This window comes from Bradyrhizobium sp. DN3 (assembly GCF_041357655.1).
Lineage (GTDB): Bacteria > Pseudomonadota > Alphaproteobacteria > Rhizobiales > Xanthobacteraceae > Bradyrhizobium.
The window spans coordinates 64453-90715 of record NZ_JAULLN010000023.1 but is presented as its reverse complement, the minus strand read 5'-3'; the positions used below and the strand labels follow the sequence as shown (position 1 = coordinate 90715).

The window sequence follows — 26263 nt, the reverse complement described above, 5'->3', positions numbered from 1 at the left end:
CTAGCCCACGGGATCGATCGGCGACGGCGGCACGCCGCCGGCCTCGATCGCTTCGCCCGCGAGCAGGCACAGATCCTCGCGGTAGCGGCCGGAGACGATGTGCACGCCGACGGGCGCCTTGCCGACGAGACCGGTGGAGACCACGAGGCCCGGCAAGCCCATGAAGGGAATCGCGATCTGCGGCAGCTGCGCTTCCCAGACGCGCTTGAAAGACTCGTCATCCTTGAGGTCGAGATGATCGGGGAACGGCAGTTCGCCGGAGACCGGCGTCAGCAGCACGGCATATTTTTCGAAGAACAGCATCCATTCGCGGGTTAGCGTCGCGCGGCGGGTCAGCGCCTTCGCGTAATTCGCCTGGTCCATCGGCGTAACCCTGCTGCGGTTACCGCGCAGGCAGGCCAGCGCACCGGGATCGCCCTCGCGCTCGGCCGCCTCTAGCTGCGCCTCGTAGCCATCGCCGAGCCAGAGCTTGATCTGCCACTCGACCGCGTCGCGCGTCGGCGGCGTATCCGCGATGACGTCGACGGTCCAGCCCGCGCGCTCCAGCCGCTTGCCGGCATCGCTCACCGCCGCCTTCACCTCCGGCGTGGTGGCAAGGCCGCCCGGATTGAGACAGAGCGCGGCACGCTTCGGCCGTGCGGGACCTTCCAGCGGCACCGGCACGAACCAGGGATCGCGGATGTCGCGGGCCGACATCGCGGCGAGTGAAATCCGCAAGTCGTTGACGGTGCGCGCCAGCGGGCCGGAGACCGCCATGATCTGCGGCCCGATCGGGCGCTCCGGCAGTGCGGGATTGAAAGCGGGAATGCGGCCGAGCGTCGGGCGCAGGCCGTGCACGCCGCAGGCATAGGCGGGATAGCGGATCGAGCCGGCAATGTCGGTGCCGTGGGCGATGTGGCCGATGCCGGCCGCGACCGCCGAGCCGGCGCCGCCGGAGGAGCCGCCGGGGGTCAGCGAAGCATCGCGGGGGTTCTTGGTGTCGCCATGGATCAGATTGGTGGTGAACCAGCGGTAGGAAAAGGCCGGACAATTGGTGCGGCCGAGCAGGATGGCGCCGGCTTTGCGGAAATTGGCGACCACCGGATTGTCCTCGCGCGCGATCAAGTCGCGCTGGAGTTTCAGCCCGTTGGTGGTGGCAAAGCCTTCCTGGTCGACATTGGCCTTGGTGGTGACGGGCACGCCCGCGAGCACGCCGGGGTCCTCGCCCCGCGCGATGGCGGCATCAACGGCGTCAGCCTGCTTGAACACGTCGTCCGGCCGGTGGTCGATCACCGCGTTGAGCGCGGGATTGACGGCGTCCAGGCGGGCGAGACCGGCCTTGGCGGCCTCCCTGGCGGACACCTTTTTGGACTTGACGAGGGCGGCGAGGTCGGCGGCCGACAGGCGCCAGAGATCTTGCATGGCTTGCTCCGTATGACCGGCGTCTTTTAGCGCCGGGAAGGCGGCAAAGCCATGCGGATTTCGCAGGGGCGAAGGGCGGGTTTGGCGGCGGGTGGTGCCTCATTCTCCGTCATTGCGAGCGCAGCGAAGCAATCCAGAATCCCTCCACAGAGACAGTCTGGATTGCTTCGTCGCAAGAGCTCCTCGCAATGACGGTGGAGGGAGTTGCGCGCCCCTTACCCGACCCGTGGGCCCCTAATGCCTGGTTGCGGACTGGTCCGGCATGTCCAGGAGCGCCTCGGTGAAGGGAAACTCCAGCACGATCTCCCCGTCGTCATCGGTCACCTCGATGACGGCCTCGAGCAGGGCCGGCTGGGCGCCCTCCGACTTCACCACCTCCAGGATCATCTGGCGCGCGACCTCCCAGGCGCGATCGGGGTTGCGCAGATCCTCGCCGTCAGGATCCACGATCAGTTCGTCGCCGATACGGGTGTTGAAGAAATATCTGGGCATGCCTGATCCAATGGGGTCGCTGTAGCCGATTGGAAGCCGTTCTATACTCACAACTCGTTTATCCCGACAGGGATCACGACCTATCGGCGTTTTTGCGCATGCCATTCGCTCATCTTTACGGCCGTAATGCGCTCTCTTTGCGGTGCAACAATTCCGCCGGCCTACTACCTTGGTCGGGAAAATTTCACTGGCGAACTTTTCCGCCCGCATTAACTTAAGCGCGGGCGGATACGTCCGGTTTCGCGAAAATAAAATGGAGAGCCAAATGGCCTGGAAAGCCCCGAAGATCGTCGAAGTGCCCTGCGGCATGGAAATCAACATGTATGTGAGCGCCACCCGCAAGTAAGCGGCGGGCGGTCTGCGTTCAGCGCAGGTGGATCTTTCGATCACAATAGGTTGCCGGAAGACATGATCTTTGTCGGCACTCCGTGTCGACCCGAGATCCACCTCGCAGCGTTCCCTCCAGGAGACGGATCATGCTTCGCGTCGTCGTCCTGGGCGCCGCAGCCGGCGGCGGAGTGCCGCAATGGAATTGCGGCTGCGAGGGCTGCCGAGCGGCCCGTGCCAGCGGCCATGACCTCTTGAGAACCCAGGCGTCGGTCGCCTTCAGCGGCGACGGCGAGCACTGGTTCCTGATCAACGCCTCCCCCGACCTTCGCCAGCAATTGAACGCCACGCCGCAGTTGCACCCGAAGGCGGGCGCGCTGCGCCATACGCCGATTGCCGGCGTGATCCTGACCAACGGCGAAGTGGACGCGGTCGCAGGCCTGCTGTCGATGCGGGAAGGCTCGCCCTTCACGGTTTACGCGCATGAGAAGGTGCTGGCGATCCTGAAGAGCAACAGCATCTTCAACGTGCTGAACGAGAAGAACGTGCGGCGTCAGCCGATCGACATCGGCGAGCCGTTCGAGCCGCGACTGCCGGATGGCGCGCGCTCAGGGATCGAGGTGCTGCCGTTCGCGGTGCCGGGCAAATCCGCCTGGTATCTGGAAGGCAAGGCGCATCCGGGCGGGGAGACCGGCGATGGCGATACGCTGGGCCTGAAGATCACGGACAAGACAAGCGGCAAGTGCTTCTATTTCATCGCGGCCTGCGCCGAGGTCACCGACGCGCTCAAGGCCGAGATCGAAGGCGCCGCGCTGGTGTTCTTCGACGGCACGGTCTGGCGCGACGACGAGATGATCAGGGCCGGGCTCGGCCACAAGACCGGCAAGAGCATGGGCCATGTCGCGATGTCCGGCGGCGACGGCGCGATCGCGCGGCTGGCCGACCTCGCTATCGACAGGAAGATTTTTCTGCATATCAATAACTCGAATCCGGCGCTGCTGCCCGCTTCACCCGAGCGGAAAGCCACTGAACAGGCGGGCTGGCAGATACCCGCGGATGGAACGGAGATCGTGCTGTGAATGCCGCGTCACTGACAGGAATGACCGCGCTCTCGATCGGCAAGGACATCAAGCTCACTAGCGCCGAGGAGCTCGAGGCGACGCTGCGCCATATCGGGGCGACGCGCTATCACAGCCTGCATCCGTTCCATAAGCTGCTGCATGGCGGCAAGCTGAACAAGGGTCAGGTGCAGGCCTGGGCGCTGAACCGCTACTATTACCAGAGCACGATCCCGATCAAGGACGCGGTCGTCATCTCGCGCTTCCGCGACCGCGCTACGCGCCTGGAATGGCGCCACCGCATCGAGGACCATGACGGCGACGTCGGCAGCGAGGGCGGCATCGAGCGCTGGCTGAAGCTGACCGAGGGCCTGGGCCTCGACACGGCTTACGTGGAATCGACCGAAGGCATTTTGCCGGCGACGCGCTTCGCGGTCGAGGCCTATGTCCACTATTGCCGCGAGAAGAGCCCGCTGGAGGCGATCGCCTCCTCGCTGACCGAATTGTTCGCGCCGAACCTGCACGAAGAGCGCATCTCCGGCATGCTGGCGCATTACGACTTCGTCAACCCCGACATCATGAGCTACTTCAAGCGACGTCTGACCCAGGCGCCGCGCGATGCCGGCTTTGCGCTCGACTATGTCAAGGCGCATGCCACGACGCCGGAGCAGCGCGCGCAGGTGTGCAATGCGCTGATCTTCAAGACCAACGTGCTGTGGGTGCAACTGGACGCACTCCAACACGCCTATGTCGAGGGCCACATTCCGCCGGGCGCCTTCGTGCCCAAGGCGAGCTGAGGATTAAAGCGATGGCCGGGCCGCGGAACATCAGCGTCAGCGAGGCAAGCCGCCCCGTGCTGCCGCGGCATGCCAAGCTGAAATACGACGAGACGCGACAGGTCTGGGTGATCCTGGCACCGGAACGGGTGCTGGCCCCGGACGAGATCGCGGTCGAGGTCTTGCAGCTCTGCGACGGCCAGCGCAATGTCGGCGACGTCGCCGATCGGCTGGCCGCGAAATACGCCGCGCCGCGCGAGGCGATCCTCACTGACGTCATCGTCATGCTGCAGGATCTCGCCGACAAGGGCTTTCTCACGGAGGCCCGGGAGAAGACGTCATGAGCGATGTGCTCGGCAATCCCACCATCCCGTCAGATGTTAGCGACAGCCTCGCGGTGCTGGAGAAGCAGCGCTCGACGGCGGAGACGTTCGGCATTCCGCTCGCCGTGCTGCTCGAAATCACCCATCGCTGCCCGCTGCAATGCCCCTATTGCTCCAACCCGGTCGAGCTCGACCGCTCGAGCAAGGAGCTGACGACAGAGGAATGGAAGAAGGTATTGAGCGAGCTCGCCGAGATCGGCGTGCTCCAGGTGCATTTCTCCGGCGGCGAGCCGACGGCGCGGAAGGACCTGGTCGAGCTGGTCAAGCACGCCAGCGACGCCGGGCTCTATACCAACCTGATCACCTCGGCCGTGCTGCTGACGCGCGAGCGGCTGAGCGATCTTGCGGATGCCGGGCTCTGCCACATCCAGATCAGTTTCCAGGGCGTTGAAGAGGGCCTTGCCGATCGCGTCGCCGGCTACAAAAACGGTCACCGCAAGAAGCTCGAAGTCGCCAGATGGACGCGGGAGCTCGATCTGCCGCTCACCGTGAACGCGGTGATGCATCGGCAGAACCTGCACCAGCTCCCCGACATCATCCAGATGGCGGTCGATCTCGACGCCGACCGGCTCGAGGTCGCCAATGTGCAATATTACGGCTGGGCGCTGAAGAACCGCGCCGCGCTGATGCCGACGGTGGCGCAGCTCGACGAGTGCACCCGCCTCGTCGAGGAGGCGCGCGAACGCCTGAAGGGCACACTCGCGATCGACTACGTCGTTCCCGACTATTACGCGCTGCGGCCGAAGAAGTGCATGGGCGGCTGGGGCCGGCAGTTCTTCAACATCTCGCCCGCCGGCAAGGTGCTGCCGTGCCACGCCGCCGAGAGCATCACCGGGCTCGAGTTCGAATCCGTGCGCTCCAATCACTCGATCGCCTGGATCTGGCAGAATTCCGACGCCTTCAACCGCTATCGCGGCACCGGCTGGATGAAGGAGCCCTGCAAGTCTTGCGAATTCCGCGAGATCGATTTCGGCGGCTGCCGCTGCCAGGCCTTCGCGCTGACGGGCGATGCCGCCAACACCGATCCGGCCTGCGCGCTGTCGCCGCTGCACGAGACCATCTTCAAGCAGGCCGAGCGCGAGGCCGAGGGCGAGACCAACCGCTTCCTCTATCGCAACTTCGCCGGCGGCACGCTGGAATCCGAGAATGGGACCTGACGCCGACGCGGCCAGCTCGATCAGGCGGGCCGATCCGTTTGCGCCGCTGACCTCTGACATGCTCGATGTCGGCGACGGCTTTGAGCTCTATGTCGAGAGCATCGGCCGCGCCGACGGCATCCCCGCGATCTATCTGCATGGCGGGCCCGGCAGCGGCTGCCAGCCCGACCATCGCCGCCTGTTCGATCCTGATCGCTTCTGCGCCGTGCTGTTCGACCAGCGCGGCTGCGGCCGCAGCCGTCCCAAGGGCTCGCGCGAGCACAACACCACGGTGCATCTGATCGCGGACATGGAGAAGATCCGCGACAAGTTTGGCTTCCAGCGCTGGATGGTGGTCGGTGGCTCCTGGGGCGCGACGCTGGCGCTGGCTTATGCAGAGGCGCATCCCGAGCGCGTCTGTGGCATCGCGCTGCGCGCGACGTTTCTCGGCACGCGGGCGGAGGTCGAGACGGCGTTCACCTCGCGCCTGTCGCAATTCTATCCCGCGCTCTACGAGGATTTTCTCAGCGTGCTACCGCTCGAAGAGCGCGCGCGGCCGGTGGAGGCCTATTGGCGCCGCATCCTCGATGCCGATCCCACCGTGCACGGCCCCGCCGCGCGGGCCTGGCACGACACCGAGCGCACCTTGTCCGAGCACAAGCCCGCCAAGACGCGGCTGGACCTGGCCTCACTGAACGTGTGGCGCACGCTGCCCGCGACGCCGTTCATGGAGGCGCATTATTTCGTCAACGACAGCTTCATGAGCGAGAGCCAGCTGTTGCGGAATGCAGGGCGGCTCGCCGGCATCCCCGGCATCATCGTCCAGGGCCGCTACGATCTGTTGTGCCTGCCCGAGACGTCGCAGGCGCTCGCGAAGGTTTGGCCGGATTCCGAGCTTCGCATCGTGGAAGAAGCCGGACATTCGCTCTATGATGCCGGCGTGCGGGACGCCGTCATGAAGTCGATCGCGGACCTCGCGTCGAAAGCCGCGCGATAATAGGATAAGAAGAATGCCGCTCGCCGGGAAAGGCATGCTGCTGACGTCGATGAACATCGACGCGGCCGATGAGGCCGATTTCAACCGCTGGTACGATCGCGAGCATCTGGAAGAACGCGTCGCGATCGACGGATTCCTGGAGGCGCGGCGCTATGTCGCGCATGCCGCCAATCCCAAATATCTCTGCCTGTATTCGACGGCCACGCTCGACGTGCTCGACAGTCCCGCCTACCGGGCGCGGCTCGCGAATCCGACCGACTGGTCGCGGCAATGCATGGCACGTTTCAAGGACATGCTCCGCGTCGTCGCGCGCATCACCATCAGCAACGGCACCGGACGTGGCACCGCGCTCGGCGTGGTGCGGCTGCGGCCGACACCCGACCACGCAACGCGATGGCGTGATGCTCTGCATGACAAGCTGGCGCCGGACCAGCGCGACGGTATCATCTCCATGCATCTTCTGGAGAGCGAGCCCGAATTGTCGGGTGCAACGGCGGACATTCCGGCGGTGCGCAATGAAGGCGCGCACGACTGGTTCGTGCTGATCGACGGCACGCATGTCGGCGCAGTCTCGGCCGTCATCGCCGAGCGCTTCACCGGCCCCGCCGCCGCGCCCTTGCCGCTTCCCATCTCCGTCGGCACCTACTGCCTGATATGGGATTTGACCAAGAGCGACATCCTGCGCGGTTAGAGCATGATGAAGTGAGACTAGATCGGTTGGCGGGGCTTCACCTCTCCCCGGAGGGGAGAGGTCGGATTGCTATGGCGCGCAATTGCGCGCCTGAGCAATCCGGGTGAGGGGCCGCAGCGTTCAGTGAGACCGTAACCCCTCACGCGGATCGCATCTTTCGATGCGATCCGACCTCTCCCTGCGGGAGAGGTGAACCATCGGCTCTCATCCGATTTTAGCACACTCACAGGCATCGCAATATGCTGCACCGCACGCACATCGTGCGCGGCGTTAATGCTGTGCGCGCGTAGCTCCCATGAAAGGCGGTGATCGCGCAAATTTGCCGTTGTACTTCGGAGCCGTTCTAATAAGCTAACCCAATGATGCCATTCAGAAACCAGATCGAAGCGCATTAAGCGCTCGCCAAGCTCAAGAAAAGGCCGCGGGGTCTTTGGGCCTGCGCGGACAGGGTAGGAATGAAACCGACCGACATTGCGGCCCCCGACTACTTTCACAAAGTGGTCGATTGCCAGTGGGCCTGTCCTGCGCACACCCCGGTTCCCGAATATATCCGACTGATCGCCCAAGGCCGCTACAGCGACGCCTATATGATCAATTGGAAATCGAACGTGTTCCCTGGAATTTTGGGACGCACCTGCGATCGTCCATGCGAGCCGGCATGTCGCCGCGGACGCGTCGAGGACAATCCGGTCGCGATCTGCCGCCTCAAGCGCGTCGCGGCCGACTTCAAGGACGACATCAGGCAGCGCCTGCCGCGCCCAGCCGCGAGGAACGGCAAGCGCGTTGCGCTGGTCGGCGGCGGTCCCGCCTCGCTGACGGTGGCGCGCGATCTCGCGCCGCTCGGCTATCACTGCACCGTGTTCGATGCCGATCCCGAAGCGGGCGGCATGATGCGCTCGCAGATCCCGAAATTCCGCCTGCCCAATTCCGTGATCGACGAGGAGACCGGCTACATCCTGGGCCTCGGCGTCGACTTCAAGGGCGGCCACCGCATCGACAGCATGAAGGCGCTGCTCGCGGAGAAATACGACGCGATCTTCGTCGGCTCCGGCGCGCCGCGCGGCCGCGAGCTCGACATTCCCGGCCGCAAGGAAGCCGCCGCCAACATCCATATCGGCATCGAATGGCTGGCCTCGGTGTCGTTCGGCCATACCGACAGAATAGGCAAGCGCGTGATCGTGCTCGGCGGCGGCAACACTGCGATGGACTGCTGTCGCACCGCGCGCCGGCTCGGCGGCGAAGACGTCAAGGTCGTCGTGCGCTCCGGCTTCGAGGAGATGAAGGCCTCGCCCTGGGAAAAGGAAGACGCGATCCACGAGGACATCCCGATCCTCAACTTCCTCGTCCCCGTCGCCTTCATCCACGACAATGGCAAGCTCACCGGCATCACCTTCCAGAAGGTGAAGGCCGAATACGACGCCAAGGGCCGCCGCAATCTCGTTCCATCAGGCGAGCCCGACCAGACCTTCGAATGCGACGACGTGCTGGTCGCGGTCGGCCAGGAGAACGCCTTTCCGTGGATCGAGCAGGATTGCGGCATCGAGTTCGACAAATGGCATATGCCCAAGGTCGATCCGGAGACCTTCGTCTCGACCAATCCAAAGGTGTTCTTCGGCGGTGACGCTGCGTTCGGCCCCAAGAACATCATCTGGGCGGTCGCGCACGGCCATGACGCCGCGCTGTCGATCCACAAACTGCTCTCGGGCGAGGATGTCAGCGAACGCCCGCTGCCGGAGGTGCAAATCTCCTCGCAGAAGATGGGCATCCACGAATGGAGCTATGACAACGACATCTCGATCGACAAGCGCTTCAAGGTGCCGCATCGCGACAAGGTCGTCGCGCTGAAGGACATCCGCGCCGAGGTCGAGCTCGGCTACGACGTCAAGCTCGCGCTCGGCGAGGCGCATCGCTGCCTGAACTGCGACGTGCAGACCGTGTTCTCGACCTCGCTCTGCATCGAGTGCGATGCTTGCGCCGACATCTGCCCGATGGATTGCATCACCTTCACCGATAACGGCGAGGAAAACGACCTGCGCCATCGCCTGAAGGCGCCCGCGCCGCATCCGGACCAGGATCTCTACGTCTCTTCGGATCTCAAGACCGGGCGCGTGATGGTGAAGGACGAGGACGTCTGCCTGCATTGCGGGCTGTGCGCCGAGCGTTGCCCCACCGGCGCCTGGGACATGCAGAAATATTTCATCGAGATGACCCACGCAGGTTCGACATGCCCGACAAAAAGCCGCTCAGCAGCGTAAACGACTTCGTCGTCCGCTTCGCCAACGTCAACGGCTCGGGCTCGGCCAGCGCCAACGAGATGTTCGCGCGCGCGATCCTGCGCCATGGCGTGCCGGTCTCCCCGCGCAATATCTTTCCCTCCAACATCCAGGGCCTGCCGACCTGGTACGAGGTGCGGGTGACGGAAGACGGCCATCTCGGCGCCCGCGGCGGCGTCGACATGATGGTGGCGATGAACCCGCAGACCTGGGACAAGGACGTCGCCGGCATCGAGCCCGGCGGCTACCTGTTCTACGATTCCACCAAGCCGATGCCGTCGACCAAATTCCGCGACGACATCACCGTGATCGGCGTGCCGCTCACCGCGATCACCAACTCGACCTATACCGATCCGCGCCAGCGCCAACTGTTCAAGAACATCATCTATCTAGGTAGCCTCAGTGCGCTGCTCGACATGGACCCGAAGCTGATCGAGCAGCTGATCGGCGAGCAGTACAAGGGCAAGGAGAAGCTGCTCTCCTCCAACGTCCACGCGCTGCATCTCGGCCGCGACTGGGCGCTGCAAAACCTGAAATGCCCGATCGGGCTGCGGGTGAAGAAGTCCGACAAGGTCGGCGACCGTATCTTCATCGAGGGCAACAGCGCCGCCGCGCTCGGCGCGGTCTATGGCGGCGCCACCGTGTGCGCCTGGTATCCGATCACGCCGTCGTCGTCGGTGGCGGAGGCCTTCACCGCCCACTGCAAGAAGTACCGCCACGATCCCGAAACCGGCAAGGCGAAATACGCGATCGTGCAGGGCGAGGACGAGCTCGCTTCGATCGGCATCGTGATCGGTGCGTCCTGGAACGGCGCCCGCGCCTTCACGGCGACCTCGGGCCCCGGCATCTCGCTGATGACCGAGTTCATCGGCCTCTCATACTTTGCCGAGATTCCGGCCGTGATCATGAACATCCAGCGCGCCGGCCCCTCGACGGGCATGCCGACCCGCACCCAGCAATGCGACATCATCGCCTGCGCCTATGCTTCGCACGGCGACACCAAGCATGTGCTGCTATTCCCCGAAGATCCCGCCGAGGCGTTCGAGTTCGCGGCCGCCGCGTTCGACCTCGCCGAGCGGCTGCAAACCACCATCTTCCTGATGCTCGACCTCGACATCGGCATGAACCATCGGCTCTGCCGCCCACTGAAATGGGACGATGCAAGGCAATATGACCGCGGCAAGATCATGACGGCGGAGATGCTGGAGGAAGGCCGCGACTTCGGCCGCTATCTCGACGTCGATGGCGACGGCATCCCCTACCGCACCTATCCCGGCACGCATCCGACCAAGGGCTCCTACTTCACCCGCGGCACCTCGCGCGACCGCTATGCGCGCTACTCCGAGGAAGGCACGGTCTACGCCGACAACATGCAGCGCCTGGTGCGCAAGTTCGAGACCGCGCAGGACCTCGTACCGCGGCCGCTGCAGGCCAATGCGGAACGGCCGACCAAATATGGCGTGATCTATTTCGGCTCGACCTCGCCGGCGATGGACGAAGCGGTCGGCCTGTTGGAAGCGCGCGGGCATCAGCTCGACCGTCTGCGCATTCGCGCGTTCCCGTTCCACTCCAGCGTGGCGAGCTTCCTCGCCGAGCACGACTTCGTCTACGTGGTCGAGCAGAACCGCGACAGTCAGCTCCGCCAACTCATCGTCAACGAGAACGGCATCGATCCCGTCCGCCTCGTGCCGATCGTGCATTACGACGGCACCCCGATCACCGCCCGCTTCATCGCAAAAGCCATTGGCGACCATCAGGATCACCTCAAGGTGACCCCGCTCCGCAAGGCCGTGTCATGATGATAGAGCGCAGGAATTGGATGCAATCACCTCTCCCCGCGTGCGGGGAGAGGTCGGATTGCGCAGCAATCCGGGTGAGGGGGACTCTCCACGAGTCGAACTCGTCGAAAGAGCCCCTCACCCCAACCCTCTCCCCGCGAAGAGCGGGGAGAGGGAGCAGAGAGAGACTGTCATGACCTATATTGCCAAGCCGAAATTCCATCATCCGGGCCTGAAGAAGAACGAGCTCGGCTATACCCGCCGCGATTACGAAGGCAAGATCTCGACGCTGTGCGCCGGCTGCGGCCACGATTCGATCACGGCCTCGATCATCGAGGCCTGCTATGAGCTCTCGATCGAGCCGCATCGGGTGGCAAAAATCTCCGGCATCGGCTGCTCGTCGAAGACGCCGGACTATTTCCTCGGCAACTCGCACGGCTTCAACTCCGTGCATGGCCGCATGCCCAGCGTGCTGACCGGCGCCAACCTCGCCAACCGCGATTTGATCTATCTCGGCGTCTCCGGCGACGGCGATTCCGCCTCGATCGGCTTCGGCCAGTTCGCGCATTCGATCCGGCGCGCCGTCAACATGACCTATATCGTCGAGAACAACGGCGTCTACGGCCTGACCAAGGGCCAGTTCTCGGCCACCGCCGACCGCGGCTCGAAGAGCAAGAAGGGCGTCACCAACACCGACAACGCCATCGACCTCGTCGCGATCGCGCTGCAACTCGGTGCCACCTTCGTCGCGCGCAGCTTCTCCGGCGACAAGACCCAGCTCGTGCCGCTGATTGCGGCGGCGATCCGGCACAAGGGCGCGTCGTTCATCGACGTCATCAGCCCCTGCATCGCCTTCAACAATCATGCCGGCTCGACCAAGAGCTTTGACTATGTCCGCGAGCACAATGACGCGGTGAACCGGCTCGACGTGCTGGTCGGTCGCGATCCGATCGCGGTGGACTATGCGCCGGGCACGGTGCAGGTGGTTGAGCAGCATGACGGCAGCAAGGTCGCGCTGCGCAAGATCGACGCCGACTACGATCCGCATGACCGTTTGGGCGCGATGACCTTCCTGCAAAAGCACGCCGCCAAGGGGCAGATCGTCACCGGACTGCTCTATGTCGACCCCGACGCGGAAGACCTGCACGAGCATCTCAACACGGTCGAGACGCCGCTCAACACGCTGGAGGCGGATGCGCTGTGCCCGGGCTCGGCGGTGCTGGACAAGATCAACGCCAGCCTGCGGTGATCATTTACTCCGCGCTGAAGCAAGCGGTCTGACGCGTATCGTGATCTTCTCCGACACGACCGGCGGTACGAACGGATAGTGCTTGGCGTCGCCGAGCACCAACTGCAGCGTGTGGGTGCCCGGCGGAAGGTCCAGCATGGTTTCGGTCTGCCCTGCGCCGAAGTGCAGGTGCGCCTTGTCTTGCGGGATCGGCTCCTTGGGATCGATGGGATCGTTGACGTCTACCAGCAGATGGTGGTGACCGGCGTTCTGGTAGTCATCGCCGGCATGCGTCACGCCCATGTTGCGTAGGCCGAACCGGACCCAGAATCCACCGCGAACTTTCTGCCCGTCATGCGGCGTGATGAAATAGAGTTTGGCGTCCTTGTGCGCGCTCTTGCCCTGCGAGTAGGCCGCGCCCGGGAGCAATGCGATCGCGGCCGCCAGGGCGGCGCAGGAAATGATCTTCATCAAATCTACTCCAGCACTTATGGACTGAGCGCGACACGGAATCCATGCGTGGGGTAACGGACATTGGTGTCGTAACCATCGCGGTTTGACGGCCGGACATATCTTGAATCGTTCTTCCAGGAGCCCGACCGCAGGACATGAGAGCTGCAGTCCGCGCTGCTCCACGCCGAGCCGTCGCTCGGCGCGCCCTGATAGGTCCTGTGCCAGCAGTCCTCGACCCACTGATCTATGCCGCCGCCCATGTCGTAGAGCCCGAATGGATTGGGCTTGAAACTGCCGACCTTGGCCGGCTGCTCGGCCGCAAGATCACCGCAATCCTTGCACCCGGCCATGCCTGGCTGAAGCTTGTCGCCCCACCAATATTTGGTCTGCGTTGCGCCGCGCGCCGCATATTCCCATTCGGCTTCGCTCGGAAGCCGGTAGGCCTTCTTTGTCGCTTGCGCGAGCCAGGCGGCATATTGCTGCGCATCGGTCCAGCTCACATTGCCGACCGGGGAATCATCCTTGCCGGTGGCGGTGAATCCGCACGCCTTGGCGGCGGCGCATTCGTTCCATTCCTGCACCGTCACCGGATATTTTGCGATCGAGAACGGCTTGATCGTAACCTGGTGGACAGGCCGTTCGGTCGGATCGTCATTGCTTCCCATCGCGAAGCTGCCGCCGCGAATGCCGATCATCTCGGGTTCGCGAGGTGGCGTCGCCGATGGGCTGGGCACCGGTGACGGCGACGGAGGGGCAGAAGCCAGTGACGGAGATGGTTGCGGCGTCTGCGTCGCCGCCTCGCGCGGCGACGGCTGCGGGATCGGTGACGCGGCCGGGGAAGCGGTTGGCGTGGCGGCCTGCTCGCCCATCCTGCCGGGCTGCGTCAGCACGTACCAAAGCACGTAGCCGGCAATCACCAGCAATGCCGTGATCAGAAGAAATAGCAGGACGCTCTCGCGCCGGCTTCGCGTCCTGCCGACCGCATCGGCATCCGGCAGCACGCGATAGATCCGCACCGGATCGGTGATGTTCTTGACCTTGCGATCCCCGAGCGACTCATAGCCGCACACCACCTTGTGCTTGATCTGCTCGTAGATCGCGCCCGAGATATAGACTTGGCCGGGCTCGGCAATGCCCTCAATGCGCGTGGCGATGTTGACGCCGTCGCCGTAGACGTCGTCCGGCTCTACGATCACGTCGCCGAGATTGACGCCAATCCGGTATTCGAGGCGCGAATGCTTCGGAAGCGAGGCGTTGCGGCCGATGAGGTTCTGCTGGATGACGATGCTGCAGCGAACGGCCTCAACGGGGCTATCGAAAATGGCGATGAAGCCATCGCCCGTCGTCTTCACCAGACTTCCATGGTGCTCGATGATGGTGGGCTGGATGATATCGCGCTCGATGCGCTTGACGCGGACATGCGTCCCCTCCTCGTCGGCCTGCATGATGCGGCTATAGGAGGCGATGTCACCGACGATGATCGCCGCAAGACGGCGAGGCATGGGGCCGTGTGGAGGCGGCTCATCCTGGTTGCCGGATCTGAAGTTGCGAATTTCGCCCATGCGGGGGACTCCACAAGCTTACAAGGCAGTCCCAGCTTACGACTGCCAAAGGCGGTCGTCTGTGAAAGCTATCACATTGACGAACCAAGACAATGTCGCAGCAATCGCCGGCATCGGGTTCCGCAGCATCAAGGCGCTGCACCGCTTGAACCTTCTTGATCCCATCAATGACTAAGACCCGGCGCGAAACCACTGGCCCGAGTCGGCGCCGCGATGGTCGCACGAAGCGACTTCTGAAGCTTGAACGCGATGCACCTCGCCTGCGTCTAACGGACAGGAGTTCTGTCCTGCTGCGGCAAGGTTGTCACGCGCTCGAGGTCATCATGAAGCTCTCCATCTTTGCTGCCCTCACTTTGGCTGCGCTAACCAGCGTCGCCCACGCCGATGAGGACAAGGTCCGGGAGACCACAAAGGCCGAAGCCGACGCCTTCAATGCGCGGCTCTATGCGGGAGCGCCTGCTGACAAGGTCCATGCCTGCTTCGTCCGCCACTACGATGCCGAGCATCTGGCGCGGCATCCCAAGCAGAAGGTCGCTTCCATGAAGCTGCTGATCTCGGCGGAAACCGACAAGGAGGACAAGCAACTGCACAATTCCTTCCGCCTCGGTTTTCGCTATCGCCATCGCTCGGGCGATTTCGACTCCAGCGGCTCGTGCGGCAGTCATGCGGTGCTTCTCAGTCAGGGGGACGAGGTCCGCATGGGCTGCGGCGTCGACTGCGAGGGCGGCGGGATCGAGGTGGCGCTCTCCAAGGACAACAAGTCCGCGATCATCCGGCTCGAACAGGTCAGGGTCTGGCAGAACAACAAGCCGGATGACGAGGCGGAGCAATCGCTGGTCGCCGGCGCCGACGACAAGATCTTCCGCCTCGACCGCACCGACACCAGCGAGTGCGCTTCGCTCGTGACCGACCGCAAGGAGCTCGCCGCGCTGCGTCACAAATGATATGTGTCCGGCAAAGTCTTGGTCGAGGGAGATCGCCATGAATCGCCGGAACATGTTGTGGAGCGCCGTCTCCGCTTTGGGCGCGGCGTTTGGCGCCTCGCGTGCACAAGCCGCCACTGAGGCAAGCGCGGGCAACAAGCTCAAGGTGGCCTATCACCTCAGCGACGCCGAGAAGGTCAATTTCGTGCTCGGCAACATCCAGAACCACATCGACGGCGTCGGTGGCCCCGACCATGTCACGATCGCGCTGGTGATCCACGGACCGGCGCTGAAGGCGTTTCACGCGGCGCAGGCCAACCCCGACATCAGCAAGCGTGTCGGTGATTTCTCCAAGGACGGCGTCGAGCTCGCCGCCTGCGGCAACACGATGAAGGCGCAGAACGTCTCACTGAAGGAGTTGTTGCCGGGCTTCGTCAGCGCGGAGAAAGGCGGCGTGGTCCGCCTCGCCGAGCTTCAGGCGCAGGGGTATTTGTATCTGCGGCCGTAAGGCTGCGCGGCGCCGCCACGTTTTCCGTCATTGCGAGGAGCCCTTGCGACGAATCAATCCAGGCTGTCTCTGAGGAGGAATTCTGGGTTGCTTCGCTACGCTCGCAATGACGGCGGAGCGCGTTGCGCGAGCGAGAGCCACATCCTCGCGCTTGACTTATCCATAACCCTGTGGTTATGAGTTAATCCATAACTTACCGGTTATGGATCTCGTATGTCCGCCACTCACGACCTCCTGTTCAGGACACTCGCCGATCCGACCCGGCGGGCGATCTTCGAACGGCTGTGCCGGGAGGGCGAGCAGACGGTCGGGGCACTGACGGCGCGGTCGGGCGTGTCCCAGCCGGCGGTCTCGAAGCATCTCGGCGCCTTGAAGCAGGCCGGCCTCGTGCGCGACCGCCATGAAGGACGCCAGACTCATTACAGCGCGCAGCCCGGTGCGCTCAATCCGCTGATCGACTGGACCAGCCAGATGGCCGGCTTCTGGCAGAACCGGCTCGACGCGCTCGACGATCTCCTGAAGAGGATGGACCAATGAACGAAACACGCTCCGTAGTCGTCGAACGCGAATTTGCCTTTCCGGCGGAGCGGCTCTGGCGCGCGCTGACGCAGCCGCATCTGATCGAGGAATGGCTGATGAAGAACGACTTCAAGCCGGTCGTCGGCCATCGCTTCAATCTGCGCGGCGAATGGGGCGGCGTGCTCGACTGCGAGGTGCTCACCATCGAGCCGCAAAAGACGCTCGCCTACACCTGGAATTTCTCGCATGAGGATGCGGCGTTCGACCTGAAAAGCATCGTGACCTTCACGCTGACGCCGACCGGCGCCGGCACGCATCTGCGCGTCGAGCAAGCGGGCTTCAGCCCGACGCAGAAGCAGGCCTATGGCGGCGCGCATGCCGGCTGGAAGCAGTTCTTTGCCAAGCTTGATGACCTGCTGGCGCGGACAGGCTAGCTCCGCCGGCCGTCCATTCCGATCAATGTAGAAGGAGGTCCCAATGAGCACGCAGATGTGGATTCGGCAGATTCATCGCTGGCTGTCGATGGCTTTCACGCTCGCCGTCATCGCCAACATCGTGGCGATGATCATTCAGATCCAGGCCGTCTGGATCGGCTTCCTGGCGCTCGTCCCACTCATTCCGTTGCTCGCGACCGGGTTATATCTGTTCGCGCGGCCCTATGTCAGCCGCAGCAACGCGTAACGAGGCGAGATGATGAAGAAGACTGTGACGGCGAAGAAGGCTGGCGCGAAGGAAGCGAATGGGGCTTCCCCCTCCAAGCTGATCGACGGCAGGATCAAGGAGCTCGGCGACTGGCGCGGCGAGATGCTGGGGCGGATCCGTGGCCTGATCAAGGAAGCCGACCCTGATATCGTCGAGGAATGGAAATGGCGCGGCGTTCCCGTGTGGGAGCACGACGGCATCATCTGCACCGGCGAGACCTACAAGGAAGTGGTGAAGATGACCTTTGCCAAGGGCGCTGCGCTGGAGGATCCGGCGGGGCTATTCAATTCCAGCCTCGACGGCAACGTGCGGCGCGCGATCGATATTCGCGAGGGCGAGAAAATCAACGAGAAGGCGTTGAAGGCGCTTATTCGCGCGGCGGCGGAGTTGAATGCGTCCAAGGCCAAGAAGAAGCCGGCCAAGAACCGATCGACCTAGGATACGATGATCACCGCGGAGCACACCTCTCCCCACCGGGGAGAGGTGAAACTGCGTCCTTGGCTTGCGTCGATTCAACAAAGCTCAGCCGGCGTAGTCGCGGCCTCAGGCTACTGCCGCCGGGATCGGGCGCGGGCTTACGACGTATTCGCGCAGGACCTTGTCGTTGGCGTCGACCTCGATCAGCGAGACGTCGTAGGTCCAGAGATCGGCCAGGTGCTGAAGCACGCGCTTGGCGTCGGTCTCGTTGAGCTGCGAGCCCTTGATGACGTGGTGATGCAGGATCAGCCGGCGGTCGCCGGAGAGATCGACGTCGACCACCTCGATGTTCGCGTCGATGAAGCCGACGTCATGCTGCCGGGCCAGCTCGCGGCGGACGCGGCGGAAGCCGCGTTCGTCGTGGATGGCGTCGACCCGGATTCCCGCGCGCTCCTCGGGATCGTCATGCAGGTGGAACATGCGGAAGTGCCGCATCAGCCTGGGGCTTAAGAACTGGCCGATAAAACTTTCATCGCGGTAATTGGCCCAGACGTCGCGCAGCACGCCCATCACGTCGCCCCTGCCGGCGATGTCCGGGAACCATTCACGGTCCTCGTCTTCCGGTTTGGTGACGATGCGCTCGATGTCCTGCATCACGGCAAAGCCGAGCGCATAGGGATTGAAGCCGGAGAAGCGTGGATCGTCGAACTCGGGCTGGAACACCACGTTGGTGTGCGATCCCAGGAATTCGAGGAAGTTGCCGTCGGTGATGCGGCCTCGCTCGTGCAGCATGGTCATGATGCGGTAGTGGACGTAGGTCGCCGTCCCTTCGTTCATGACCTTGGTCTGGCTCTGCGGATAGAAATATTGCGCGATGTGGCGCACGATGCGCAGCAGCTCGCGCTGCCACGGCGCCAGCCGCGGTGCGCTCTTCTCCAGGAAATAGAGCAAATTCTCCTGCGGCAAGCCGAGCAGCTTGCGGCGGCGTTCGATGCTGAGCGCGGACCGGCTCTTGGCGGCGCCCTTCGGGACTGTGCGCCAGAGGTCGTTGAAGACCTCCTCCTCATGCTGACGGCGGCGCCCTGCCCGCTTCTCCTCGGCGCGCAAATCGAGCTTCTTCTTGCCGGGATAGCGGTCGATGCCGTGCGACATCAGCGCGTGTGCAGCGTCGAGCGTGCGCTCGACCTCGATGCGGCCGTAGCGCTCCTCGCAGCTCGCGACATAATTCTTGGCGAAGTCGAGATAATCCAGGATGCCGTCGGCATCGGTCCACTGCTTGAATAGATAGTTGTTCTTGAAGAAGTGGTTGTGGCCGAAGGCGGCGTGCGCGATCACCAGCGTCTGCATCGTCGCCGTGTTCTCCTCCATCAGGTAGGAGATGCAGGGCGAGGAGTTGATCACGATCTCATAGGCAAGGCCCATCAGTCCCTTGCGATAGGACGCCTCGTGAAACGCAAAATGCTTGCCGAACGACCAGTGCTTGTAGAACAAGGGCATGCCGACCGACGAGTACGCGTCCAGCATCTGCTCGGCGGTGATGACCTCGATCTGGTTCGGATAGACGTCGAGACCGAGATCCTTCAACGCGACCTCCTCGCAGGCATCGGTGATGCGCTGCAAGGTGCGAAAATCCCAATCCGCGCCTTCGAACAAGCGTTCCGTCATGGAGCGGCCTTCTCCTGGCTGGTTTCGCGGCGCTGGAACAGGTCGTGGAACACCGGAAAGATCTCGCTGCGTTCCGACACCTTGCGCATCGAGAGCGGTGCGCCGCTGCCGCGCAGGCGCTCATAGAGGGTCCAGAGTGAGGAGTCAGAGAGATCGAAGGCGCTCCCCCCGGACTCGCCGACCTCGAGATAGGCAAAGAACTGGCAGACCGGCAGGATCTTGTCGGTCAGCAGCAGGCCCGTGAGCTCGCCGTCGGAATAGGAATTGTCGCCGTCAGAGGCTTGTGCGGCATAGATGTTCCAGTCCGCCGGATTGAAGCGCTCGCGCACGATCTCGTGCATCGCCTGGAGCGCGCTGGAGACCAGCGTGCCGCCCGAGGCCGGGCCGTAGAAGAAGGTCTGCTCGTCGACCTCCTCGGCGCGGTCGGTGTGGCGGATGAAGACGATCTCGACATGCTTGTAGCGGCGCTTCAGGAACACGTAGAGCAGCATGTAGAAGCGCTTGGCCAGATCCTTCATGTGCTCGGACATCGAGCCCGAGACGTCCATCAGGCAGAACATCACGGCCTGCGCCACCGGCCGCGGCACGGTCTCGAAGCGGCGGTAGCGGATATCGAGCGGGTCGATGAAGGGGATGCGCTTGGATTTCGCCTTGAGCTTTTCGAGCTTGGCCAGCAGCTCGGCTCGCACGTCCTCGTCGGTGCAGGCGGCAATCTCGGCTTCCAGCTCATCGATCTCGCTCTTGCGGGGACGGCGGAGCGCGATGCGGCGGGCGAGCGCGAGCTGCACCGTCCGGCTCACAGAGATGTTGGCGGGCGAGCCCGAGGTGGTGTAGCCGGCGCGCTGGATGCCCTCGCTCTCGGTCTGCGCGATCTTGCGCTTGGCAAGATCCGGCAGCTCGAGGTCGTCGAGGAAGAGGTCGACGAACTCGTCGCGGCTCAGCACGAAGCGGAACGCGTCCTCGCTGTCGCCTTCGCCGGGGCCGGAATCCTTGGCGCTGCCCTGGCCGGAGCGCTGGAGATAGTCGCCCTCGACGAACTTCTTGTTTCCGGGCAGTACCATGTCGCGCGTGCCGCCCTCGCGGCGGAAGCGCGGCTCGTGCATGCCGTCGAGCGGGATCGTGACCTCGCCACCCTCCAGGACATCCTTGATGTCGCGTTCCTGCGAGGTCTTCTTGACGGCGCCCTGCACCAGGGATTTGGCCCGACGCAAGAACCGCTGCCGGTTCTCAAGACTCTTGCCGCCTGGATTCAGGCGCCTGTCAATAATGTGAATGGCCACTGTCCCATCCGCCTTAACCGGCCTGCTTCACGCGCATGTACCATTCGACGAGCCGGCGAACCTGACGCTCGGTGTAGCCGCGCTCCACCATGCGTGCGACGAACTCGCCGTGCTTCTTCTCCGTCTCGCCGTCCTTCTTCGACCCGAAGGAGATGACCGGAAGCAGGTCCTCGACCTGGGAGAATATCCGCTTTTCGATCACGTCGCGAATCTTCTCGTAGGAGGTCCAGGTCGGATTCTTGCCAGCGTTCTGGGCCCGCGAGCGTAACGAGAATTTGACGACCTCGTTGCGGAAGTCCTTCGGGTTGGCAATGCCCGCCGGTTTCTCGATTTTCGTCAGTTCCTGGTTCAACAACTCGCGATCCAGCAGCTGGCCGGTGTCGGGATCCTTGAAGTCCTGATCCTCGATCCAGGCGTCGGCATAGTCGACGTAGCGGTCGAACAGATTCTGGCCGTAATCGGAGTAGGATTCGAGATAGGCCTTCTGGATCTCGTTGCCGATGAACTCGGCATAGCGCGGCGCGAGTTCCGCCTTGATGAATTCGAGATAACGTTTCTCGGTTTCCTCCGGAAGCTGCTCGCGGCGGATCGCCTGCTCCAGCGCGTACATCAGGTGCACGGCGTCGGCGGCGACCTCCTGCGGATCGTGGTTGAAGGTCGCGGCCAGAACCTTGAAGGCGAAGCGGGTGGAGGCACCGTCCATGCCCTCGTCGACGCCAGCGGCATCGCGATATTCCTGGACGCTGCGCGCCTTCGGATCGGACTCTTTGAGGCTCTCGCCGTCATAGACCCGCATCTTGCCGAACAGGGTGGAGTTCTCGTGCTTGCGCAGGCGCGACATCACCGAGAACCGCGCCAGGGTCTCCAGCGTCGAAGGCGCGCAAGGAGCCGAGGCGAGCTCGGAACCCTGGATCAGCTTCTCGTAGATCTTCTGCTCTTCGGTGACCCTGAGGCAGTACGGCACCTTGATGACGCAGATGCGGTCGATGAACGCCTCGTTGTTCTTGTTGGCCTTGAAGCTCGACCACTCGGCTTCGTTGGAGTGCGCAAGGATGATGCCGGTGAAGGGGATCGCGCCGATATTCTCGGTGCCGATGTAGTTGCCTTCCTGCGTCGCGGTCAGCAGCGGATGCAGCATCTTGATCGGCGCCTTGAACATCTCGACGAATTCGAGGATGCCCTGGTTGGCGCGGTTGAGGCCGCCGGAATAGCTGTAGGCGTCGGGATCGTTCTGCGCGTAGGTCTCGAGCTTGCGGATGTCGACCTTGCCGACCAGCGAGGAGATGTCCTGGTTGTTCTCGTCACCGGGCTCGGTCTTGGCGACCGCGATCTGGCGCAGCCGCGACGGCTGGATCTTGGCAACGCGGAATTGCGAGATGTCGCCGCCGAAGGATTCCAGCCGCTTGTAGCACCACGGGCTCATCAGGCCGGTGAGGCGGCGGCGCGGAATGCCGTACTTCTCCTCCAGCATCGGCCCGAGCTGATCGGGATCGAACAGGCTGAGCGGGCTCTCGAACACGGGCGAGAGCTCGTCGCCGGCCTTCAGCACGTAGATGGGCTGCACTTCCATCAGCGACTTCAACCGCTCGGCGAGCGATGATTTGCCGCCGCCGACAGGGCCGAGCAAATAGAGGATCTGCTTGCGCTCTTCGAGGCCTTGCGCGGCGTGACGGAAGAAGCCGACGATGCGCTCGATGGTTTCTTCCATGCCGTAGAAGCCGGCGAAGGCCGGATAGGTGCGGATCGTGCGGTTCAAAAAAATGCGGCCAAGGCGTGGGTCCTTGGCCGTGTCAATCGTCTGGGGCTCACCAATCGCCGCTAGTAGTCGTTCGGCCGCATTCGCGTATTTCATGGGATCGCTTCGACACGATTCCAGATATTCCGCCATCGACATGTCGTGCTGGCTTCTCGCCTCGAACGACCGAGCGAAAGCGTTGAATAGAGAATCGTTGTACATGATCCCTCTCCGCGTGAGTTCCGCTACAAGCTGAAACGAAAGCAGTTACCGGACCGTTCCTCAGGCCGTTTCGAATCAGCGTGAGCACATGACGATCATTGGACACCCGGGTAACGACTCGACGCAATGCACAACGTAGGCACTCGTTGAGTTACGAACAGGCACATGCCTGTAATTTGAGCGAATCTACATCCATATTGGCTCATTTCCAGGAAATGTCACTTGGTCGCAACATCCGGGCATTACCGGGGATTGGTCCATCCGGCGCTGCAGCATAGCGATCTGCCGGCGGCGATCTTATGACGCTTGTACGGCGAAGCCTTGAGCGCCGCGTTCATCTTCCTGCTGCAATGCAGTGCGTGGACCGTCGGCTGCGTGACCGTCGCGGCAAGCGCGCAGCCATGTATCAAAATCGGCCGCAAGGCCGGCGTCGGCACGATCATCTCGTGGTCGCGACATTCTTGAGCAGAGATCTCTGCAATCAAATCCCACGGCAGAAATTCATTGCCGATGCGGAGGACTGTCAGTGACAGCGAGCACCACCATGATGTGCGTGCATGCTTCCCCCCGCATGGCCGTTCGCGACAAATCCACCGAGGCCCCGGAATCTGTCGATCGCACACACACAACCGCTGACTGGCGAGGCGAGCCGGCCGAACTTACGCAACGAGACCGCCGGCCGAGTCTTCCCAGCCAACGCCCTTTACGCAACACACCTACGGCCGCCTGGATCGCCATGATCGCGACGGAGTTACACCCGAGGGTATGACGCTTATCCTCTTGATTGGTTCCCTCCCGGGAGCATGTAGGCTAGAGGATATCGCGTCAGGACCGGCGCGGAAACCCCTCGCCCGCAGGCTTGGAGATTAAATAAACATCATGAATCCCGTCAAAGAACTGGAAAAGCACGGACAAGCCGTCTGGCTGGACTTCCTGGCCCGCGGCTTCATCGCCAAGGGCGACCTAAAGCGACTGATCGACACCGACGGCGTCAAGGGCGTCACCTCCAATCCCTCGATTTTCGAGAAAGCGATCGGCAGCTCGGACGAATATGACGCCTCGATCGGCAAGGCGCTGAAGCGCGGCGACCGGACCGTGGCCGACCTGTTCGAGGCCGTCGCGGTCGAGGACATCCAGAACGCCGCCGACGTGCTGCGCCCGGTCTACGACCGCCTCAATGGAGGCGACGGCTATGTCAGCCTGGAGGTCTCGCCCTATCTGGCGATGGACACGGCCGGCACGGTCGCCGAGGCGCGACGGCTCTGGAAGGACGTCGATCGCAAGAACCTGATGGTGAAGGTGCCGGCGACGCCGGAGGGCCTGCCGGCGATCGAGCAGCTCATTGGCGAGGGCATCAGCATCAACATCACGCTGTTGTTCTCCAAGGAGGTCTATCTTGATGTCGCCGAGGCCTACCTCGCCGGTCTGGAAAAATACGTCGCAGGCGGCGGCGATCCGTCGCATGTGGCGAGCGTCGCGAGCTTCTTCGTCAGCCGGATCGACACCTTGGTCGACAAGCAGCTTGACGAGAAGATCGCCCGCGCCAACGACCCCAGCGAAAAGGAGCGCCTCGCAGCGCTGAAGGGCAAGGTCGCGATCGCCAATGCCAAGCTCGCCTACCAGGACTACAAGCGCCTGTTCTCCGGCCCGCGCTGGGAGAAGCTCGCCGCCAAGGGCGCCAAGCCGCAGCGCATGCTGTGGGCGTCCACCGGCACCAAGAACAAGGACTATAGCGACGTCCTCTATGTCGAGGAGCTGATCGGCCCCGACACCATCAATACGATGCCGCCGGCGACGCTGGAGGCGTTCCGCGACCATGGCAAGCTGCGCGACACCCTGGAAGAGAATGTCGACGACGCAAGGCGCGTGCTGGAGGAGCTGGAGCGCTCCGGCATCTCGCTCGATGCGATCACCGAAGAGCTGGTCAAGGACGGCGTCAAGCTGTTCGCCGACGCCGCCGACAAGCTCTATGGCGCCGTCGCCCATAAGCGCGCCGTCGTGCTCGGGCCCGCGCTCGACCGCCAGCTTCTCTCGCTCGGTGACGGGCTCGGCAAGGCCGTGGCCAAGAGCACCGAGGAATGGCGCGCATCCGCCAAGATCCGCAGGCTGTGGCAGCGCGACAAGTCGGTCTGGACCGGCACCGATGAGGACAAATGGCTCGGCTGGCTCGACAGCGCCGCCCAGGCCGACATCGCCGACTACGAGGACTATGCGGGCCGCGTGAAGGGCCAAAAATTCTCGGACGCCGTCGTGCTCGGCATGGGCGGATCGAGCCTCGGGCCGGAGGTGCTGGCCGAGACCTTTGGGAAAAAGCCCGGCTTCCCGAAACTGCATGTGCTGGATTCCACCGATCCGGCGCAGGTGCGGGCGATGGAGGCGAAGATCGACATCGCCAACACCGTCTTCATCGTCTCCAGCAAGTCCGGCGGCACCACCGAGCCGAACGCGATGAAGGACTATTTCCATGAGCAGGTTGCCAAGGCGGTCGGGCCGAAGGTGAAGACCGGCCATCGCTTCATCGCGGTCACCGATCCCGGCTCGTCGCTGGAGAAGGCGGCAAAGAAGCTGAACTACGCCCGCATCTTCCATGGCGAGCCCACGATCGGCGGCCGCTATTCGGTGCTCTCGCCGTTCGGCCTGGTGCCGGCGGCGACCGCGGGCATCGACGTCAAGACCTTCGTCAAGCATGCGCTCGCGATGGCCCGCTCCTGCGGGCCGGACGTGCCGCCATCCGAGAACCCGGGCGTACAGCTCGGCCTTGCCATGGGCCTCGCCGGCCTCGAAGGCCGCGACAAGGTGACGATCTTGTCATCGAAGAAGATCGCCGATTTCGGCGCCTGGGCCGAGCAGCTGATCGCGGAATCGACCGGCAAGGAGGGCAAGGGCCTGATCCCGATCGAAGGCGAGCCGCTGGGCGAACCCGCAATCTACGGCAACGACCGGTTCTTCATCGACATCCGCATCGACGGTGAGGCGGACGCCGCCCATGATTCCAAGCTTGCCGCGATCGAGGCGGCCGGCCATCCCGTGGCGCGCATCGTCATGAAGTCGATCGACCATCTCGGCCAGGAGTTCTTCCGCTTCGAGATGGCGACGGCCGTGGCCGGCAGCATTCTCGGCATCAACCCGTTCGACCAACCGGACGTGGAAGCGGCCAAGATCAAGACCCGCGAGCTCACTTCGGAGTTCGAGAAGACCGGCGCCCTGCCGGCCGAGGAACCGGTGGTCAGCACCGATGAGGCCGATCTCTACACCGATGAGGCCAACGCCACGGCGCTGCGTGCCGCCGGCGCCAATGGCGATCTCTCCTCCTGGCTGAAGGCGCATCTGTCGCGCTCGGGCCATGGCGATTATGTCGCCCTGCTCGGCTACCTCGCGCGGGACAAGGCGACCATCGACGCACTCCAGGCCATGCGGCTCGAAGTGCGCGAGAAGCGGCATGTCGCGACCTGCGCCGAGTTCGGACCGCGCTTCCTGCACTCCACCGGTCAGGCCTACAAGGGCGGACCGGACAGCGGCGTGTTCCTCCAGATCACGGCAGACGACGGCAAGGACCTTCCGGTGCCGGGCCAGAAGGCGAGTTTTGGTGTGATCAAGGCAGCCCAGGCGCGCGGCGATTTCGACGTGCTTACCGAACGCGGCCGGCGCGCGCTGCGCGTCCACCTCAAGGGCGGGCTCAAGAAAGGTCTCGTGGCGCTCAATGCGGCGCTTAACGATGCACTGAACTAAAGGAAGCT

The 26263-nt window shown here is 63.6% G+C and carries 24 protein-coding genes and 1 pseudogene; 17 read left to right on the top strand and 8 right to left on the bottom strand.

Going from position 1 to position 26263, the window contains the following annotated elements; translation table 11 throughout:
• Positions 1–1401, bottom strand: coding sequence for an amidase family protein (locus AAE027_RS29450; protein WP_370989446.1), 1401 nt, complete (start codon positions 1399–1401; stop codon positions 1–3).
• Positions 1402–1635: 234 nt separating this feature from the next.
• Positions 1636–1893, bottom strand: coding sequence for a DUF6894 family protein (locus AAE027_RS29445; protein WP_124162551.1), 258 nt, complete (start codon positions 1891–1893; stop codon positions 1636–1638).
• A 265-nt stretch (positions 1894–2158) separates the two neighbouring features.
• On the opposite strand from AAE027_RS29445, the gene pqqA reads away from it, so the two are divergent.
• The 10 genes from pqqA (at position 2159) to AAE027_RS29395 (ending at position 12561) form a co-directional block, all read left to right on the top strand.
• Positions 2159–2239 (top strand): pyrroloquinoline quinone precursor peptide PqqA, encoded by an 81-nt coding sequence (gene pqqA, locus AAE027_RS29440; RefSeq protein WP_007595659.1) that lies wholly within the window; start codon positions 2159–2161, stop codon positions 2237–2239.
• A gap of 130 nt (positions 2240–2369) precedes the next feature.
• On the top strand, positions 2370–3299 hold the full coding sequence (pqqB, locus tag AAE027_RS29435) for a pyrroloquinoline quinone biosynthesis protein PqqB (protein WP_370989445.1): 930 nt from the start codon (positions 2370–2372) through the stop codon (positions 3297–3299).
• Positions 3296–4075 carry a pyrroloquinoline-quinone synthase PqqC gene (gene pqqC / locus AAE027_RS29430; protein ID WP_370989444.1) on the top strand — a complete coding sequence of 260 codons (780 nt, stop codon included), beginning with the start codon at positions 3296–3298 and terminating at the stop codon, positions 4073–4075. Before pqqB ends, pqqC begins: the two co-directional genes overlap by 4 nt.
• A gap of 11 nt (positions 4076–4086) precedes the next feature.
• A complete protein-coding gene (gene pqqD / locus AAE027_RS29425) occupies positions 4087–4398 on the top strand; it encodes a pyrroloquinoline quinone biosynthesis peptide chaperone PqqD (RefSeq protein ID WP_370989443.1) in 312 nt (103 codons plus the stop codon).
• The gene (pqqE, locus tag AAE027_RS29420; protein ID WP_370989442.1) at positions 4395–5594 is read left to right on the top strand and encodes a pyrroloquinoline quinone biosynthesis protein PqqE; all 1200 of its coding nucleotides are present in this window, start codon (positions 4395–4397) and stop codon (positions 5592–5594) included. The genes pqqD and pqqE overlap by 4 nt, the downstream gene beginning before the upstream one ends.
• The gene (gene pip, locus AAE027_RS29415) at positions 5584–6570 is read left to right on the top strand and encodes a prolyl aminopeptidase (RefSeq protein ID WP_370989441.1); all 987 of its coding nucleotides are present in this window, start codon (positions 5584–5586) and stop codon (positions 6568–6570) included. The genes pqqE and pip overlap by 11 nt, the downstream gene beginning before the upstream one ends.
• A gap of 13 nt (positions 6571–6583) precedes the next feature.
• Positions 6584–7261 carry a hypothetical protein gene (locus AAE027_RS29410; protein ID WP_370989440.1) on the top strand — a complete coding sequence of 226 codons (678 nt, stop codon included), beginning with the start codon at positions 6584–6586 and terminating at the stop codon, positions 7259–7261.
• 455 nt (positions 7262–7716) lie between these two features.
• A complete protein-coding gene (locus AAE027_RS29405; protein WP_370989439.1) occupies positions 7717–9516 on the top strand; it encodes an FAD-dependent oxidoreductase in 1800 nt (599 codons plus the stop codon).
• Entirely contained in the window at positions 9486–11333 is a 1848-nt protein-coding gene (locus AAE027_RS29400) for a 2-oxoacid:acceptor oxidoreductase subunit alpha (protein WP_370989438.1), read from the top strand. Before AAE027_RS29405 ends, AAE027_RS29400 begins: the two co-directional genes overlap by 31 nt.
• Before the next feature lie 172 nt (positions 11334–11505).
• Entirely contained in the window at positions 11506–12561 is a 1056-nt protein-coding gene (locus AAE027_RS29395) for a 2-oxoacid:ferredoxin oxidoreductase subunit beta (RefSeq protein WP_128936150.1), read from the top strand.
• On the opposite strand, the gene AAE027_RS29390 is transcribed toward AAE027_RS29395, so the two are convergent.
• Complete coding sequence (locus tag AAE027_RS29390; RefSeq protein ID WP_370989437.1) at positions 12562–13011, bottom strand: DUF4399 domain-containing protein; 450 nt, start codon at positions 13009–13011, stop codon at positions 12562–12564. It abuts the gene before it with no gap.
• Positions 13012–13028: 17 nt separating this feature from the next.
• Positions 13029–14555, bottom strand: a complete 1527-nt coding sequence (locus AAE027_RS29385) for an SUMF1/EgtB/PvdO family nonheme iron enzyme (RefSeq protein WP_370989436.1) — start codon at positions 14553–14555, stop codon at positions 13029–13031.
• A gap of 323 nt (positions 14556–14878) precedes the next feature.
• On the opposite strand from AAE027_RS29385, the gene AAE027_RS29380 reads away from it, so the two are divergent.
• From AAE027_RS29380 to AAE027_RS29355, 6 genes are all read left to right on the top strand, one after another.
• Positions 14879–15499, top strand: coding sequence for a hypothetical protein (locus AAE027_RS29380; protein ID WP_370989435.1), 621 nt, complete (start codon positions 14879–14881; stop codon positions 15497–15499).
• A gap of 37 nt (positions 15500–15536) precedes the next feature.
• Positions 15537–15986, top strand: coding sequence for a DsrE family protein (locus AAE027_RS29375; RefSeq protein WP_370989434.1), 450 nt, complete (start codon positions 15537–15539; stop codon positions 15984–15986).
• A 213-nt stretch (positions 15987–16199) separates the two neighbouring features.
• Complete coding sequence (locus AAE027_RS29370) at positions 16200–16523, top strand: ArsR/SmtB family transcription factor (protein ID WP_091879607.1); 324 nt, start codon at positions 16200–16202, stop codon at positions 16521–16523.
• Positions 16520–16939 carry an SRPBCC family protein gene (locus AAE027_RS29365; protein WP_370989433.1) on the top strand — a complete coding sequence of 140 codons (420 nt, stop codon included), beginning with the start codon at positions 16520–16522 and terminating at the stop codon, positions 16937–16939. The genes AAE027_RS29370 and AAE027_RS29365 overlap by 4 nt, the downstream gene beginning before the upstream one ends.
• A gap of 43 nt (positions 16940–16982) precedes the next feature.
• A complete protein-coding gene (locus AAE027_RS29360) occupies positions 16983–17186 on the top strand; it encodes a hypothetical protein (protein WP_370989432.1) in 204 nt (67 codons plus the stop codon).
• 12 nt (positions 17187–17198) lie between these two features.
• Positions 17199–17645, top strand: coding sequence for a DUF1801 domain-containing protein (locus AAE027_RS29355; protein ID WP_370989491.1), 447 nt, complete (start codon positions 17199–17201; stop codon positions 17643–17645).
• Positions 17646–17750: 105 nt separating this feature from the next.
• Here the strand turns inward: AAE027_RS29355 and AAE027_RS29350 are convergent, their stop codons facing one another.
• The 4 genes and pseudogenes from AAE027_RS29350 to AAE027_RS29335 form a co-directional block, all read right to left on the bottom strand.
• Entirely contained in the window at positions 17751–19289 is a 1539-nt protein-coding gene (locus tag AAE027_RS29350) for a SpoVR family protein (RefSeq protein WP_370989431.1), read from the bottom strand.
• Positions 19286–20563 (bottom strand): YeaH/YhbH family protein, encoded by a 1278-nt coding sequence (locus AAE027_RS29345; RefSeq protein ID WP_370989490.1) that lies wholly within the window; start codon positions 20561–20563, stop codon positions 19286–19288. The genes AAE027_RS29350 and AAE027_RS29345 overlap by 4 nt, the downstream gene beginning before the upstream one ends.
• A gap of 19 nt (positions 20564–20582) precedes the next feature.
• Complete coding sequence (locus tag AAE027_RS29340) at positions 20583–22526, bottom strand: PrkA family serine protein kinase (RefSeq protein ID WP_091879622.1); 1944 nt, start codon at positions 22524–22526, stop codon at positions 20583–20585.
• Between the two features lie 297 nt (positions 22527–22823).
• Positions 22824–23044 (bottom strand): annotated as a pseudogene (locus AAE027_RS29335) (hypothetical protein); the annotation flags it as partial.
• 361 nt (positions 23045–23405) lie between these two features.
• Here AAE027_RS29335 and AAE027_RS29330 point away from each other — a divergent pair.
• Positions 23406–26255 (top strand): bifunctional transaldolase/phosoglucose isomerase, encoded by a 2850-nt coding sequence (locus AAE027_RS29330; RefSeq protein WP_370989430.1) that lies wholly within the window; start codon positions 23406–23408, stop codon positions 26253–26255.
• Positions 26256–26263: the final 8 nt, after the last annotated feature.

Bases quoted from the DNA above. Each gene is read 5' to 3' on its own strand.
- pip (WP_370989441.1), top strand. From the start codon at position 5,584: ATGGGACCTGACGCCGACGCGGCCAGCTCGATCAGGCGGGCCGATCCG.
- pqqB (WP_370989445.1), top strand. From the start codon at position 2,370: ATGCTTCGCGTCGTCGTCCTGGGCGCCGCAGCCGGCGGCGGAGTGCCG.
- pqqD (WP_370989443.1), top strand. From the start codon at position 4,087: ATGGCCGGGCCGCGGAACATCAGCGTCAGCGAGGCAAGCCGCCCCGTG.
- AAE027_RS29360 (WP_370989432.1), top strand. From the start codon at position 16,983: ATGAGCACGCAGATGTGGATTCGGCAGATTCATCGCTGGCTGTCGATG.
- pqqE (WP_370989442.1), top strand. From the start codon at position 4,395: ATGAGCGATGTGCTCGGCAATCCCACCATCCCGTCAGATGTTAGCGAC.
- AAE027_RS29380 (WP_370989435.1), top strand. From the start codon at position 14,879: ATGAAGCTCTCCATCTTTGCTGCCCTCACTTTGGCTGCGCTAACCAGC.
- AAE027_RS29375 (WP_370989434.1), top strand. From the start codon at position 15,537: ATGAATCGCCGGAACATGTTGTGGAGCGCCGTCTCCGCTTTGGGCGCG.
- AAE027_RS29390 (WP_370989437.1), bottom strand. From the start codon at position 13,011: ATGAAGATCATTTCCTGCGCCGCCCTGGCGGCCGCGATCGCATTGCTC.
- AAE027_RS29405 (WP_370989439.1), top strand. From the start codon at position 7,717: ATGAAACCGACCGACATTGCGGCCCCCGACTACTTTCACAAAGTGGTC.
- AAE027_RS29400 (WP_370989438.1), top strand. From the start codon at position 9,486: ATGCCCGACAAAAAGCCGCTCAGCAGCGTAAACGACTTCGTCGTCCGC.
- AAE027_RS29370 (WP_091879607.1), top strand. From the start codon at position 16,200: ATGTCCGCCACTCACGACCTCCTGTTCAGGACACTCGCCGATCCGACC.
- AAE027_RS29410 (WP_370989440.1), top strand. From the start codon at position 6,584: ATGCCGCTCGCCGGGAAAGGCATGCTGCTGACGTCGATGAACATCGAC.
- AAE027_RS29330 (WP_370989430.1), top strand. From the start codon at position 23,406: ATGAATCCCGTCAAAGAACTGGAAAAGCACGGACAAGCCGTCTGGCTG.
- AAE027_RS29365 (WP_370989433.1), top strand. From the start codon at position 16,520: ATGAACGAAACACGCTCCGTAGTCGTCGAACGCGAATTTGCCTTTCCG.
- AAE027_RS29355 (WP_370989491.1), top strand. From the start codon at position 17,199: ATGAAGAAGACTGTGACGGCGAAGAAGGCTGGCGCGAAGGAAGCGAAT.
- AAE027_RS29395 (WP_128936150.1), top strand. From the start codon at position 11,506: ATGACCTATATTGCCAAGCCGAAATTCCATCATCCGGGCCTGAAGAAG.
- AAE027_RS29385 (WP_370989436.1), bottom strand. From the start codon at position 14,555: ATGGGCGAAATTCGCAACTTCAGATCCGGCAACCAGGATGAGCCGCCT.
- AAE027_RS29450 (WP_370989446.1), bottom strand. From the start codon at position 1,401: ATGCAAGATCTCTGGCGCCTGTCGGCCGCCGACCTCGCCGCCCTCGTC.
- AAE027_RS29350 (WP_370989431.1), bottom strand. From the start codon at position 19,289: ATGACGGAACGCTTGTTCGAAGGCGCGGATTGGGATTTTCGCACCTTG.
- AAE027_RS29340 (WP_091879622.1), bottom strand. From the start codon at position 22,526: ATGTACAACGATTCTCTATTCAACGCTTTCGCTCGGTCGTTCGAGGCG.
- AAE027_RS29445 (WP_124162551.1), bottom strand. From the start codon at position 1,893: ATGCCCAGATATTTCTTCAACACCCGTATCGGCGACGAACTGATCGTG.
- pqqA (WP_007595659.1), top strand. From the start codon at position 2,159: ATGGCCTGGAAAGCCCCGAAGATCGTCGAAGTGCCCTGCGGCATGGAA.